Consider the following 13,989-nt stretch of genomic DNA (forward strand, 5'->3'; position numbering starts at 1 on the left):
GATCTGCAGCGAAAAAATACTCATCGGCAGGCATTGTGCCTGCGGAATGTGCGGTGGGGCCTATTACGAGGAAGCCGGCGAGCGCCGGCGACATGATCAAGCGTGCCGGGCGTCAATGGCGGCGCATCGAAACGCCGAAGGCGCGCCCGCGCGGCTGAGCGGCGAGACCACAGCTCGCCGGGCCCCGATGAGTCGCAGCGTTGGCAACGGCACCTTAGGCGATTTCCGTCAATCGCCTTATGGTCGCTCGACCTGAGCGCCGGGCGACACTCGCCCACAGGCCCGGGTTCAACGCAATGGTCGTCTTCGCAAGTCAGGGCGACTGGCTATAAGCTCGCCAAGTCGGAGGCTCAGGCCTGCCGCGCCACCCACATCAGCGACGGCGTCTCATCGTCGCCGAGGGTCTGCGGGATCAGCAGCGTCCCGGCGGCGAAACGCCAGGCGAGCACCGTGCGCTCGCCGACCCGATCGCGGCGCGGCTCACCATGACGGGTCTTGAGTTCCGCGACCAGCAGCGCGTGCCAGCGCCCACGATAATCGAGCCGGACCGCGTTCAGCGCGGCGCCGTTCCCGCCATCCTCGCCAGCATCCCCGCCAGCCTGCCAGTAGAGTTCGACCCGCCGTGCCGGGATTCCATTGAAGGAACCGATGCGGGCCGCGCAACGCCGCGCGCCGAGTGCATGGGCGCCCTCGCCACAGTCAAACGCGACGCGCGAGAATTGGCCGAGCAGGTCGTCCTGGTCCAGCCCCGGGCGCAGATTCTCCATCGCCAGATTGAACGGCTGATGGCCTAACAGGTGCAGCAGGAAGATATCGCTGCGGCGCTTGCCATCCTCGGTCAATACCAGCCAGATGAAGGGGCCGGCGACCGCGCAGATGGCAAGCAGCAGCGTATAGGTCTTCGGCAGTTTCAGGTTCATCGCTGATAGGTGCCGATCAGGGTGGCCTGTTCGATGACATGCCCGCGCATCGCGCGCTCGAGATCGGCCTTGGTCGGCCGCAGCAGACCTTGCAGCATGGCATCGAGGGCATAGAGCTTGTGGAAATAGCGGTGACGACCGATCGGCGGACAGGGTCCGCCATAGGCGGTGCGCCGCCAGTCGTTGATGCCCTCGCCGATCGGGGTCGCGAGCGTCGCCGGCTCGAAGGCCTCGGGCAAACCACCCAGCGCCGGCGGCAGATTGTAGAGCACCCAATGCACATAGGTGCGCTGCGGCGCCGCCGGATCCGGAGCATCCGGGTCATCGACAATCAGGGCCAGGCTCTGGGTGCCTGCGGGCACGCCCTCCCACTCCAGCGGCGGCGAGCGATCCTCGCCATCGCAGCTGTATTGGACCGGGATCGTCCCGCCCTCCGCGAACGCGCTCGATTGAATCGTCAATGGCATGGTCACCTCGATGCGGCTAAAGGAAACGGCAGGGGTTGAACGCTATCGGCGGCCTGATTATACAGGCTGCAAGCCGCCCGACCCGAGCGCGGCGTTTGCTGCCGACGCACGGGCCGCCAAGCAGGCACCGCCATCACGCCGCCCCGACCGACGCCGCCGCCGCCGCCAATGTGCGAGAATCAGGCCGCCGCGCGGGATGATTTAACGATGAACTGCACGCCATGTTTAGCAACGACCGCCTTGTGATCCTCGACGCCGATGGCACCACCATCGATGCCTTTCGCGCCATCGAGAAGGCCTTTACCCACCTGGGCATGGACATCGGCCCGCTCGCGCGCTTTCAGAAGCGGCGCAACCTGTTCAAATACATCGGCGGCTTCAAGGAGATGCCGCAAAATCTCCGGCGCCAGATCGGCCCCGGACGGCGCACCAAGCTCATCGCCACCCTCACCGAGGTCTACCGCGAGGAGGCCTGCATGTTCGATGGCATCGAGGCCCTGGTGCATCGGCTCACGGCGGCCGATGATGTGCGCGTCGGCATCGTCACCCGCAACATCACCAATGACCCGCTGGTCACCCTGACCAAACTCTTTGATCGGCACGGCATCGAGCCGGAACGACTCGACTTCCTGGTGCATCTGCCTCTGAGCGAGAACAAGCTCGGCTATTTCCGCCAGACCCGCGAGCGCTTCAACATCAACCCGGCGCGCGCCTTTGCCTGCGGCGACGAGGCCAAGGACTTCCGCGCCGCCATCAACTCCGGCATGCACCCGTTCATGGTCTCCTACGGCTTCGAGGACTTCGATCGCCTCCACGGCAAGCACGAGATCCCGGCCGAGGTCATCAGCCGCTCGCCGGACGAACTGGCCTGGCGCGTCCTGCATGCCTTACAGCTCGCCCCGGAGCCGGCGCTCAGTCCGGTGACCGAGTAGGCGATTGACGGAAAGGCTCATACCGCATTGCGCAGGATGTCCGGTTGCCTTCCAGGCGTCTCGTCGGCAGCATCGCCGGGTTATGGGACCGGCGATGGGACGGGCGATGGGACCGGCGATGCGACGCAAGAGGCGAGCGACAAGACCAGCAAGGCGGGATTGAGCCTTGACAGAAATCGCCTTATGTGGGCAAGCGCCCTTCCCGCCTCTGTCGATAGGCCAATGCAAGCAGCAATGCGCCACCGAGCAGCATGGGCAGAGTCAACAGCTGCCCCATGGTGAGCCAGTCGAAGGCGAGATAGCCGAGATGGGCGTCGGGCAAACGGACGAACTCGACGCTGAATCGGAACAGGCCGTAGAGCACCAGAAACAGACCGGACACCGCCATCAGCGGCCGTGGCCGGCTCGAGAACCACCACAGGATGACGAACAACAGGAACCCTTCGAGACCGGCCTCGTAGAGTTGCGAGGCATGCACCGGCAGGCTCCATTGCGCGTCGAGCGGCAGCCCGGCGCAGGATTCCGGGAAACGCTCGCAGGGCAGGCGCATGCCCCAGGGCAGGTCGGTCGTGTGACCCCAGAGTTCGCCGTTGATGAAGTTGCCGATGCGTCCCATCAGCAGCCCGATCGGCACCAACGGCGCGATGAAGTCGCCGACCGCGAAGAACCGCATCCCGTGCTTGCGCGCGAACAACCAGATCGCCAGGATGACCCCGATCAGCCCACCATGGAAGGACATCCCGCCCTCCCAGACCCGGAGCAGGTTGAGCGGATTGGCCAGGATCTGGTCGAAGCCATAGAACAGCATGTAGCCGAGGCGACCACCGGCGATGACGCCGATCACGCCGTAGAAGATGACATCGTCGATCAGCTCGGCGTTCCAACCCGAGCCCGGGCGTGAGGCCCGCCAACGCCCGAGCAGCCAGGCGGCGGCAAAGCCGATCAGATACATGAGCCCATACCAGTGGACCTTGAGCGGGCCCAGGGCGAAGGCGACGGGGTCGATATTGGGATAGGTCAGCATGGGCGCGAATAGTAGCATGTGCTTGCTGCAAGACGATGACATCCGCCACGCATCAAGGCGATTTCCGTCAATCGCCCAAGCGCGATCGCCGAGCCGATCGGGCATCGACACCCTGGCTCGCGCTGACGGGGAGCCTGATCTCCAGGGACCGCGGATCAGCGCCCGCGCGCCCGGCAAAGAGTCGCAGATCCTCGCTCACCATCGACCAGCAACGCGGCCCGATCCGCTCCGGCGCCCCGCTGAGTTCGATCTCGAAGCGCATCCGGCGCCCGTCGAAGGCGATGCGAATCCCCAGCATGACGGGATTCGGATCGGCGCGATCCGGGTCATGACGGTCGAGGCGCGGTGGCGCGGACTCCCAACCCTGCCGCCGAGCAAGCGTACCCGCTCGCGCATTCGGCTCCCCCTCGCCATCCGCCAAGCGCGGATGAATCGCGACACTGATCTCGACCAGCTCGGTCGCCAGGCGCGGGATATTGGTCTCGACGCGGGTCAGCGTGCAATCCGGATTGCGGCAGCGTTCGCGCAACGCGAACGAGAACTCGCGATCGACGAACACCCCGATCGCCTGCTCGATCTCCTCGAGCTGGCGCTGACAACGACGCAAGCGCTTCGGGTAGGCGCGATCATCGCGCAGCTGCTCATGAATGATCTTGCGCAGCCGGTCGAAGCGCTTCGGCAGGGTGCCGCTATGGAAGCCACGACACATGAGCCGGCGCATGGTCTCGGCATGCGCGCCAACACTGGCCGGCTCGACCGGCATCCTTGGCTCCTGCTCGGCATCGAAGGCGCGCAAGCGTTCGCGATGGTTGGCCTCGTAGAGCCGCCAATTCTCCTTCAGCTCCCACACCAGGAAGCCGAATAATCCGGGCAGCAGGATGATGGTCAGGGTCACCAGCGGATAGGCGATCACCTTCGGCAAGACCGACTCGGTGATCTCGACGAAGGCCGTGGTGATCGCGGGCAGGAAAGGCAGCAGCAGCTTGTGGCCGATGGTCACGATCGGGAAGTGCTTGACTGGATTCACCTGCGGCTCCACCAAGACCGTGACATAGAACTGGATCAGGGCCTCGCAGAAGCGCCATAGCGGCGCCAGCAGGGTCTTGAGGGCAAGGCTGGCCCAACCCTCGCTGAGATGATGGGTCAGCCCCTCGTCGACCCGGTGCAGCACCTGCGAGAAACGCCGCGTGACCTCCTTGAAGAAGAACAGCAACTGCTGGATCAAGCCAATGAAGAGGGCCTGATTGATGCGCTGCAGGTAGCTCGCGATCCGCGTGCTCAGGTTATCCAGGAAGCGGCGCCCGGCCGGGGTATTGCGCGCGAGGGTGCCGAGCGCGAAGGCCAGCCCGAATAACCACAGGCCCGGCTCGATCGGCACCTCATCGACCAGCACCGCCAGGGCGATGATCGGCACCAGCGGCAAGATGCCGATTAGCAGTGGCTGGATCAGGTTACGCCCGAGCCCGCGCATCAGGCCGGTGCTCAGCAAACCGGCGATCGGCCACCAGCGGACCAGCTCGCGCGGTCCATCCCAGGCCAAAAAGCGCAGCACCCGCCAGCCGCCGAAGGTGACGGCCGCGGCCAGATGGCGGCCGATGCCGGTATAGGCGATGAGATTGATCAGGCTGCCGCCGAGGATGACGGCGGTCGGCTCGGCGAGATGAAAGCCCGGCTCGACCAACGGGATCATTGCGATCAGCAAATCCAGGCTTTTCAGCACCAGATAGGCGACGCCGAAGGGCAACAGCAGATAGCGCAGGAGATCGCGCCCGAACGGGGTCCCAAACAGCGGCGCGCCCAGCTGCTGCAAGCCCTTGATATAGAACTCACCGGGACGATAGATACCGGGCAGGGCACGCTGCGCGGTGCGATCGAAGCGCCGCAATCGGTCACCGCGGAAGAATTCGCCCCAGCTGGGGTCTGGCAGGCGCAGGATGTTCCGGGCGACGATATCGCGCACATCGGTGAATTTGAGATGGCGCCGATGCTTGATCACATCGAGCAGCTCGAGCTTCATCTTGTGCGCGGCGACGATCTCCCGATGATCGCGCGGGACGAAATCGGCCTCTCGCATCGCCTGCTCGAGGCGTGGCGTCAGCTCGGTATCGAGCCGATCGGTGATGGAGCGGTTCAATGTCCGTAGCAGGGTCGAGAAGCGTTCCAGGTCAGCGATCGCCCAGGGCAGCTCTTCGAGCCGAGTGCGGCTGATCTCGAGCGCTCGCAGGGCCTTGAGCATCGGCTGGAACGGCAACGGTTCGCGGAGCGGGGTGTGGCCTAGCTGCAGCAGCCAGGCGCCGACGCGAAGCCGGTAATAATCGGTGGGGCCCTCGCGCATCAACTGTTCGAGACAGCCCAGCAGTCCCTGCGCCGCGGGCGCGCCGTAGCGTCCCCGATCATCCATGGCCAGGCGATGGATCAACACCCGCAGCTCGGCATGGCTGTGCGCGTCCAATGACCAACGCTCGGTCAAGCCATCCGCGAAAATGGTCTCGACCAACGCCTCGCGCCCAGCCACCGCCTGTTCGAGCGCCACCGGCAAGGCGCGCCTGTCGGGCAGCACGCGCTGCGCTACACGCCGCGCCGCCGCCAAGCGACGTAACGCCAACGCCAGATAGCCGCTGCGCTGAGCGCGCACGGCCGCCGACAGGGTCTGCTCGAACAGGATGATATCGGCGCGCAGGTCGGCCTCGCGCAGCGAACGATTCCTGGCGCCCCCCCGCCCGCGCCGCCCGAACAACCGCCAAGCCAGCGCTGGCGGCACCCAGCGCAACACCCCCAGTAACCGCGTCCACCAGATGCCCAGTTGGTCACCGATGCGTTCGAGCCAATCCGGCTGCAAGTCCAATCGGGTGGCGTGGGCGAAGGCCTCCAGCAGCCGCTGCTCGATGGCGTCGTCGGACCGCATCCGGGTCTCCGGCAGCGTCCCGCCGGGCCGCGTCCGTGCCCGCTGCGCCTGGGCGACCGGCACGGGAGCGGTCCACGCGCGCGCGCGCGCCATGCGCGCGATGGCTTGCTTGAGGTCTGGATCGCTGCGCCCGTAGGGAAGCGCCGTCGGCAGCAAGGGCACCTCGTCGCGCAAGCGCGCGTCTCTGCCCGGCCGGCTCTTGAGCAGCAGGTCGGGCAAGCGTTCATCGACCAAGGGACGCGGCAGATCGAGACCCGCAGCCGCTAACCAGCGATCGACCCGGGGCCAGACCTGGATCGCGGGAAAGCAAAACCCACGCGCGCCGGGCGCGAAGTAGCGCAGCCTGACGACGAAGGCGACGAAACTGCGACAGATGAGATCATCGTCCCACACGGGCAGGATCAGGCCGTCGTGGTGCAAAACCTCGCGCACCTCGGCGAAGGCATCGTCACCGATCAATCCACGCAGCGCCTCCGCGCCGAGCGCCGCCGCCCGTCCTTCGTCATCGCACCGGGCCTGCCAGGCGCGTGCGACCTCGGCCTCGAACGCGCGCGCCCAATAGTCGTAGCGCAGACGCGTGAAGCTGCGTTGTTCCAACCGCTGATCCGGGGGACGCGGCAGCAGGATGACCTGATCCGGCAGTTGCAACCCTTCGATCACCGACAGCGCTTCGGCGTTTTCGGTCTCGAGGCCAAGCAGGAAATCCGCTCGCGGCATCAGATAATACGGCAGGTCGGGGATCGAAACCCCCGCCAGACGCTCGCCGAGCTGGCCCTCGATCAGGCGCTCGATGGCACGCGCATGAAACAGGAACAGGCCCTCGGCCGGTTTCATGATCTGCTGGCGGAAGGCCTTGGCGGTAACGATGGACATGCTGGATCGAGTGGCGGCTGACGACAGCGAGCGCTGATCTGGCGAGCAACCCAGGCTGGGCGTGCCTGGGCTCATAGGTGGATCATCGGGAAAGTGGGAGGACAGGCGCGACGAATTGGACAGCAGCGGGTTGCACCCCACTGTAACCGATTACCTCGTTTGATGGCGGGGTTTTCCCTTGGGAGCAATGCAGCTTGACCAGCGCCTGCGACCTCAGTGGCTGGCTCTCGATCTTGCTCGTGCTGGCTGGGCTTACCAATCTTGGTGTTATAATATTTCGGATATGATTGTCGTGCCGATCGATAGCGAGGTTCCAGCCGTGCGCAGCCTAACGTTGCTTTTCGTGCTTTCGCTCTTGTCTGCTGGCCTGCCCGCGTTCGCCGATGCGGAGCGGCCCGCACTCAAGGTCTTCGCCAGCGTGTTGCCGGTGCAGACCTTCGTCGATGCCGTGGGAGGCGAGCGCGTCGACACCGAGGTCATGGTGCGACCAGGGCACAGCCCGGCCACCTACGATCCAAGCCCGAAACAGGTCGCGGCGCTCGCCGAGGCCGATCTCTATGTCCGCGTCGGCGTGCCCTTCGAGAACGCCTGGATGAAACGCATCCAGGCCGCGAACCCCGGGATGCCCATCCTCGACCTGCGCGACGGGCTGCCCTTGCGAACCCTCGAGGCGCACGATCACGACGACGAACCGCAAACCAACCACGGGCACGCCCACGGGCATGGGCACGACCACGGGCACGGGAACGACGAGGCACACGCCCACGCCGATCAAGATGCCGAGGCGATGGATCCGCACGTCTGGACCAGCCCGCCACTCGTGCGCGAGATGGCCATCGCCATCCGTGACCGCCTGAGCCAACTCGATCCCGAGGGCGCGGCGATCTACGCGCGCAATCAGCAGGCCTTCGACGCCGAACTGCAAGCCTTGCACGCCACGCTCGAAGCCCGCTTGGCCGATCTCGACCGGCGCACCTTTCTGGTCTATCACCCGGCCTGGGGCTATTTCGCCGATGCCTACGACCTCGAGCAGATCCCGATCGAGCGGGCCGGCAAGGAGCCCGGACCGCGCCGGCTCTCGGCATTGATCGAGCAAGCCCAAGCCACTGGCGCCCAAGCCATCTTCGTGCAGCCCGAGTTCGATCAACGCATCGCCGAACAGGTCGCCCGCGCGATCGGCGGACGCGTCGAGTCGGCGACGCCGCTGGCCGCGGATTACGCCGCTAACCTGCGCCGCTTCGCCAACGTCCTGGTCGACGCGAACAGTTCCGCGTCAGCGGCGCCGTCCCACTCGCCGTCCAACCGGTCGACGCCGGCGCCATGAAGTCGAGCTCGACCGTCATCGAGATCCAGCAGGTCGGTTTCGCCTACGGCGACGTGCCGGTGCTGGAATCTGTCAGCTTGCAGGTCGCGGCCGGTGAATTCCTGGGCCTCGTCGGTCCCAATGCCGGCGGCAAGAGCACGCTGTTGAAGCTGATCCTCGGCCTGCTCAGCCCCCAGCAAGGCCAGATCCGGGTGCTTGGCCGCACGCCGAAACAGGCCCGACGTCGCCTCGGTTATGTGCCGCAATATCCGGCCTTCCCGCGCGACTTCCCGATCCAGGTGCTGGATGTGGTGCTGATGGGCCGACTCGGGCTCGGGACCAACCTGTGGCAGCGGGTCGGCGGTTGGCGTCGAGCCGATCGTGAGATCGCACGGCGCACATTGGCCGATGTCGAGGCCGGCGATCTCGCGGCGGCGCCGATCGGCTCGCTGTCGGGAGGACAATTGCAGCGCGTGCTGCTCGCCCGTGCCCTGGTCGGCGAACCCGAGATCCTGATCCTCGACGAACCCACGGCGAATATCGACCAGCGCCTGGAAGGCGAGATCTTCGAGCTGCTCGCTCGGCTCAACGATCGGCTCACGATCGTCGTGGTCTCCCACGATATCGGCTTCATTTCGAGCTATGTCAGTCGGGTAGCCTGTCTGAATCGCACCCTGGTCTGTCATCCCACCGAGGCCATCGATGGCGATGTCATCAATGCGCTCTATGGCGAGCGGGTGCGCCTGATCAATCATGAGCACGGCGACAGCCACGCGCATGGGGGCAGCCACGCGCGCCGGCCAGAGGACGCCCCCACGCCGCCCGCCGACACCCGCAAGGACAGGCCGATGAAGAGGGCTGAGCATGGCTGAATTCTTCAACGCATTGCTCCAGCACGGCTTCTTGCAGCAGGCATTGGTGGCGGGCCTGCTCGCTAGCATCGGCTGCGGGCTGATCGGCCCCTTCGTGGTCGTCAAACGCATCGCCTTTCTCGCCGGCGGCATTGCGCACTCGGTGCTCGCCGGCATGGGCGCGGCCCTGTTCTATGGCTACGATCCGCTCAGTGGCGCGCTTGCGGCGGCGGTGATCGCGGCCTTGTTGATCGGCTGGGTCCGGTTGCGCTGGCGCACCGGCGAGGACACCGCGATCGGCGCGCTCTGGGCCATCGGCATGGCGGTCGGTATCCTCTTCGTCTCGCAGACACCCGGCTATGCCACCGATCTGATGAGCTTCTTGTTCGGCAACATGCTGTTGGTGCCGCTGCGCGAACTCGGGTTCATGGCCCTGCTCGACCTGGGCCTGCTGGTGACCGTCGCGCTGTTCTATCGGCACTTCGTCGCCATCGCCTTCGACGAGGAGTTCGCGCGCTTGCGCGGCGTTCCCGTCGACGTCTTCTATCTGCTGCTGCTGGTGCTGGTCGCCGTCACGGTGGTGCTGATGATTCAGATCGTTGGGCTGATCCTGGTGATCGCGCTGCTGACATTGCCGGCGGCGGTGGCCGGTCAGTGGACCAGGACCCTGGCCGGCATGATGGTCGGCGCGACGGCGCTCGGCGTCCTCCTCACCAGCGGCGGGCTGGTCCTCTCCTACGCGCCGGATCTCCCCACGGGGCCAACCATCATCCTGTTGGCCGGCGCGCTCTATTTGGTCTCCGCCATCAGCGCCAATTTCCTCGCCCAGCGGCGCGCCCGCCGAGCGGTCCGCGCAACCACGACAGCCTCATGAACGAAGAGACCCTGCAACAGGCCCTGAGCACGGCCGAAAGGCTCTGCGCGCAACGCGGCGTGCGCTTCACCGCGCAACGTCGCCGCGTCCTGGAACTCGTCTGTCGCGCCCAACGTCCGGTCGGCGCCTACGAGATCCTCGATCAGCTATGCGAGGGCGCCACGGCGGCCCCGCCGACGGTCTACCGCGCGCTCGATTTCCTGCTCGGGCAAGGATTGGTGCACAAACTGGAAACCCTGCATGCGTTCATCGGCTGCACCCATCCCGAGCACCCGCACGCCAGCCAGTTCTTGATTTGCAACGCTTGCGGGCGCGTCAACGAACTCGAGAACGAGGCCATTGCCGGCAGTCTGCGCGCGCTCGAGCAAGAGACCGGGTTTCGCCCCGAGCGCCCCGTGATCGAGGTTCTCGGCACCTGCGCCCATTGCACCCACAAGACGCAGAAGCCCTGACGCAATGCCACCTTGCGCGAGTCGATCCAACCGCTGACGCGAGCGTCCGGCATGCCTGGTCTTTCATCGAATGTGAGAATCGACCAATGTTGTTGAGCAGACCACCCTCTCGCCCACCCCGTCACCCGAGCTTTCGCGCAACCGCCCCTATCCTGATCCTCTGCGGACTCGCTCTCGGCGCGTTCGGCGTTGACAGCGGCCTTGCCCAAGCCGACGAACAAGACGAACAGGAGGACGCCGGTTATCGCGACCATGGCGCTCATGTGCATGGTGTCGGCCACCTCAACATCGCGGTGGATGGCGACCTGCTGCTGATCGAGCTGATCAGTCCAGCCATGGATCTGCTCGGCTTCGAGCACGCGCCGCGAACCGAGACGCAGCGCCAAACGATCGAGGCAACGCGGGCGCAACTGCAAGCGCCGGAGCAGTTGTTCACGCCCACGCCGGCGGCCGGCTGCGTGGCCTCGGTGATCGAACTCGACCTAGATCTCGACGAGCCGATCGGCGAACCGCCCGCCTCCAACGCCCCCACCCATGAACAGGCGCATGGACACAATCATGAGCACGAGCACGAGCACGAGCACGGCGATCACGAAGCCCATGCCGACGTTTACGCGAGCTATGCCTTCGACTGCCGGCAGCCGCAGAAACTCACCGAACTCGAACTCGGATTCTTCGAGGCCTTTCCCGGCGCGCGGCGATTGCGGGTCCAGTTGCTCACCGAGACCCGCCAGGATGCGTTTGAATTGACCCCAAGCGATCGGCGTCTCGAATTCTGACGCATGGATCCGCTCGTTTCATTGCATGAGCTGCGCTTTCGCTGGTGCCAGCAGGGTCCGGACATCCTCGTGATCGATGCGCTCGAGGTCGCCGCCGGTGAGCGTCTGTTCGTCGAAGGGCCGAGCGGCAGCGGCAAGAGCACCTTGCTCGGCCTGCTCGCCGGCGTCAATCGACCGCAACAGGGGCGTCTCCAGGTGCTCGACCAGCGCCTCGATCAGCTCGGCTCGGCGGCGCGCGATCGCTTCCGCGCCGATCATATCGGGTACATCTTCCAGCTGTTCAATCTGCTCCCCTATCTCGGCATCCTCGACAACGTGACCCTGCCCGCGCGGTTCTCGCGCCGCCGCCGCGAACGCGCCCTGGCGCGCTCGCCGAGCCTGACCGCCGAGGCCCGGCGCCTGCTCGGCCATCTCGATCTCGACCAACCGGGCTTGTCGCGGCAACCGGTGAGCGCGCTCAGCATCGGTCAGCAGCAGCGCGTGGCCGCAGCGCGGGCGCTGTTCGGCGCGCCCGAGCTGCTGATCGCCGACGAGCCGACCTCGTCGCTCGATGCCGATCGCCGCCGCGCCTTTCTCGAGCTGCTGTTCGCCGAATGCGCCGAGATGGGCTCGATGCTGATCTTCGTCAGCCACGACGCCAGCCTCGCGGCGCTCTTTGATCGCACCCTGCGATTGCCGGACGCTGGCGCTCACAGCGGGAAGCCCTCGATGGATCCGTCCTAAGCACGCGGCACGACCCTCTTCTCGCCATGGCCATCCTCCGACTCGCCCTGCAAAGCCTCCTCAACCGGCGCTTCACGGCGCTGCTGACGGTGCTCTCGATCGCGCTCAGCGTCGCCTTGCTGCTTGGCGTCGAGCGCGTGCGCAACGAGGCGCGCGCCAGCTTCGCCAACACCCTCTCCGGCACCGATCTCATCGTCGGCGCGCGCAGCGGACCGGTGCAACTGATGCTGTATGCGGTGTTTCGCATCGGCAACGCCACCAACAACATCTCCTGGCAGAGCTATCAAGACATCGCGGCGATGCCGCGCGTGGCCTGGACGGTGCCGCTCGCGCTTGGCGACTCGCACCGCGGCTTTCCGGTGCTCGGCACCAGCACGGCCTATTTCGATCACTACCGCTATGGACGCGACAAACCGCTGGCGCTGGCCAAGGGCGAGCGCTTCGCCGATCTCTATGACGCCGTGCTCGGCGCCGAGGTCGCGGCCGCGCTCGGCTATCGGCTCGGCGACGCGATCATCGTCGCCCACGGCGCCAGCGATGTCAGCTTCGCTCGCCATGAGGACAAGCCGTTCCGGGTCGTCGGCATCCTGGAGCGGACCGGCACGCCGGTCGATCGCACCGTGCATATCAGTCTGGAGGCGATCGAGGCCATCCACCTCGGCTGGGAGGGCGGCGCGCCAATGCCGGGGCGCAGAATCGATGCCGAGCAGGCGCGCGCCATGGATCTGACGCCGAAGACCATCACCGCGATGCTGGTCGGGCTGGACTCGCGCGTCGCCACCTTCGCGCTGCAGCGCCGCATCAACGAGTATCCGCGCGAGCCCTTGCTGGCGGTCTTGCCCGGTGTCGCCCTCACCGAACTCTGGTCGGTGATCGGCCTGGCCGAGAACGCGCTGCTGGCGGTGTCCGCCTTCGTCGTCCTGGTCGGCCTGATCGGCATGCTCACCGCGCTGCTGATCGGACTCGAGGGCCGCCGCCGCGAGTTGGCGATCCTGCGTTCGCTCGGCGCGCGACCGGCCCAGGTGCTCGGGCTCATCATCGGCGAGGCACTGCTGTTGACGGTGCTCGGAATGCTGGTTGGAATGGGACTCTTGGTCGCGCTCCTCACGTTTGGGCAGCCGCTGATCGAGGCGCGGCTCGGCTTGCAGCTCGGCTTTGGCCTACCCAAGCCGCGCGAATGGCTGCTGCTCGGCGCGGTGCTCGTCACCGGGCTGGCGGTGGGCCTGATCCCCGGCTGGCGCGCCTATCGGATGTCGCTGAGCAGCGGGCTCTCGTTGCGACTCTAGGCGCGACACGGCGGTCGCCGCCAAGAGGCGCAGAGGCGCGAAGACACCAAGCACACCAATGTCGTCTCCAGGCTGGCCCCCACCGGCATCCGCCTCCGCATCCAAGCCAGCGACACCATGCAACTACGCACCACGCATCACGCACCACGCATCCGCACATGACCCAGGCTCGCAACACCGCATCCCTTCGCTCGTCATTCGCCACGGAATTCGCCAAGCCCCGGCCTTTGCGCCCGCGTTGGCGCCGCGCCGATGCGCAAGCGACGCCGCCGTATCGAGCCTGTCCAGCTTGGCTTAGTGACTGTCCAGAAATGACGACCCGATGTCGGGGCGACCGGTCGCGTCAGCTTCGGGAAGCAAACGATGGACATTTCCTGAGGCTTGGATTCAGGCTCCGATCCATGCTCATGCTCGGGCTTGTGGCACTGCTGCTCGCGGGCTGCGGCGACTCTTCGGAGGAGGAGTCGACAACGCCGGGCTCCGGCCTCAGCGAGGCCGAACGCGCGCTCGAACCACCGGGGGACACGACGGACGGGATCGAGCTGTCCTGGGACGACCTGGTCCCGGCCGACTGGCAGCCGGAGACGCTGATGGAGGAGA

13 protein-coding genes and 1 pseudogene are annotated in these 13,989 nt (G+C 66.2%); 10 read left to right on the forward strand and 4 right to left on the reverse strand.

Annotation, left to right across the window (positions count from 1 at the left end; translation table 11 throughout):
* The coding region (locus ACLFQI_RS05960) for a hypothetical protein (RefSeq protein ID WP_410757969.1) at positions 1 to 256 on the forward strand (256 nt) is incomplete at its 5' end.
* Between the two features lie 94 nt (positions 257 to 350).
* On the opposite strand, the gene ACLFQI_RS05965 is transcribed toward ACLFQI_RS05960, so the two are convergent.
* The gene (locus tag ACLFQI_RS05965; RefSeq protein WP_410757970.1) at positions 351 to 920 is read right to left on the reverse strand and encodes a hypothetical protein; all 570 of its coding nucleotides are present in this window, start codon (positions 918 to 920) and stop codon (positions 351 to 353) included.
* A complete protein-coding gene (locus ACLFQI_RS05970; protein ID WP_410757971.1) occupies positions 917 to 1,387 on the reverse strand; it encodes a YbhB/YbcL family Raf kinase inhibitor-like protein in 471 nt (156 codons plus the stop codon). The genes ACLFQI_RS05965 and ACLFQI_RS05970 overlap by 4 nt, the downstream gene beginning before the upstream one ends.
* A gap of 221 nt (positions 1,388 to 1,608) precedes the next feature.
* On the opposite strand from ACLFQI_RS05970, the gene ACLFQI_RS05975 reads away from it, so the two are divergent.
* The gene (locus tag ACLFQI_RS05975; RefSeq protein ID WP_410757972.1) at positions 1,609 to 2,319 is read left to right on the forward strand and encodes an HAD family hydrolase; all 711 of its coding nucleotides are present in this window, start codon (positions 1,609 to 1,611) and stop codon (positions 2,317 to 2,319) included.
* 181 nt (positions 2,320 to 2,500) lie between these two features.
* Here ACLFQI_RS05975 and lgt read toward each other — a convergent pair whose 3' ends face one another.
* Both lgt and ACLFQI_RS05985 read right to left on the reverse strand, forming a co-directional pair.
* A complete protein-coding gene (lgt, locus tag ACLFQI_RS05980) occupies positions 2,501 to 3,343 on the reverse strand; it encodes a prolipoprotein diacylglyceryl transferase (RefSeq protein ID WP_410757982.1) in 843 nt (280 codons plus the stop codon).
* Positions 3,344 to 3,410: 67 nt separating this feature from the next.
* On the reverse strand, positions 3,411 to 7,121 hold the full coding sequence (locus ACLFQI_RS05985; RefSeq protein ID WP_410757973.1) for a sulfite exporter TauE/SafE family protein: 3,711 nt from the start codon (positions 7,119 to 7,121) through the stop codon (positions 3,411 to 3,413).
* A 292-nt stretch (positions 7,122 to 7,413) separates the two neighbouring features.
* Here ACLFQI_RS05985 and ACLFQI_RS05990 point away from each other — a divergent pair, with 292 nt between their 5' ends.
* The 8 genes and pseudogenes from ACLFQI_RS05990 to ACLFQI_RS06025 all read left to right on the forward strand — a co-directional run.
* Positions 7,414 to 8,445, forward strand: a complete 1,032-nt coding sequence (locus ACLFQI_RS05990) for a metal ABC transporter solute-binding protein, Zn/Mn family (RefSeq protein ID WP_410757974.1) — start codon at positions 7,414 to 7,416, stop codon at positions 8,443 to 8,445.
* Positions 8,442 to 9,296 carry a metal ABC transporter ATP-binding protein gene (locus tag ACLFQI_RS05995; RefSeq protein ID WP_410757975.1) on the forward strand — a complete coding sequence of 285 codons (855 nt, stop codon included), beginning with the start codon at positions 8,442 to 8,444 and terminating at the stop codon, positions 9,294 to 9,296. Before ACLFQI_RS05990 ends, ACLFQI_RS05995 begins: the two co-directional genes overlap by 4 nt.
* Positions 9,289 to 10,149, forward strand: a complete 861-nt coding sequence (locus ACLFQI_RS06000) for a metal ABC transporter permease (protein ID WP_410757976.1) — start codon at positions 9,289 to 9,291, stop codon at positions 10,147 to 10,149. The genes ACLFQI_RS05995 and ACLFQI_RS06000 overlap by 8 nt, the downstream gene beginning before the upstream one ends.
* Positions 10,146 to 10,601 carry a Fur family transcriptional regulator gene (locus ACLFQI_RS06005; RefSeq protein WP_410757977.1) on the forward strand — a complete coding sequence of 152 codons (456 nt, stop codon included), beginning with the start codon at positions 10,146 to 10,148 and terminating at the stop codon, positions 10,599 to 10,601. Before ACLFQI_RS06000 ends, ACLFQI_RS06005 begins: the two co-directional genes overlap by 4 nt.
* Before the next feature lie 92 nt (positions 10,602 to 10,693).
* Entirely contained in the window at positions 10,694 to 11,380 is a 687-nt protein-coding gene (locus ACLFQI_RS06010; protein ID WP_410757978.1) for a DUF2796 domain-containing protein, read from the forward strand.
* A gap of 3 nt (positions 11,381 to 11,383) precedes the next feature.
* Entirely contained in the window at positions 11,384 to 12,103 is a 720-nt protein-coding gene (locus tag ACLFQI_RS06015; RefSeq protein ID WP_410757979.1) for an ATP-binding cassette domain-containing protein, read from the forward strand.
* 26 nt (positions 12,104 to 12,129) lie between these two features.
* The gene (locus tag ACLFQI_RS06020) at positions 12,130 to 13,389 is read left to right on the forward strand and encodes an ABC transporter permease (protein WP_410757980.1); all 1,260 of its coding nucleotides are present in this window, start codon (positions 12,130 to 12,132) and stop codon (positions 13,387 to 13,389) included.
* A gap of 401 nt (positions 13,390 to 13,790) precedes the next feature.
* Positions 13,791 to 13,989 (forward strand): annotated as a pseudogene (locus tag ACLFQI_RS06025) (DUF3299 domain-containing protein); the annotation flags it as partial.

The organism is Halochromatium sp. (assembly GCF_046541315.1).
Classification (GTDB): domain Bacteria; phylum Pseudomonadota; class Gammaproteobacteria; order Chromatiales; family Chromatiaceae; genus Lamprobacter.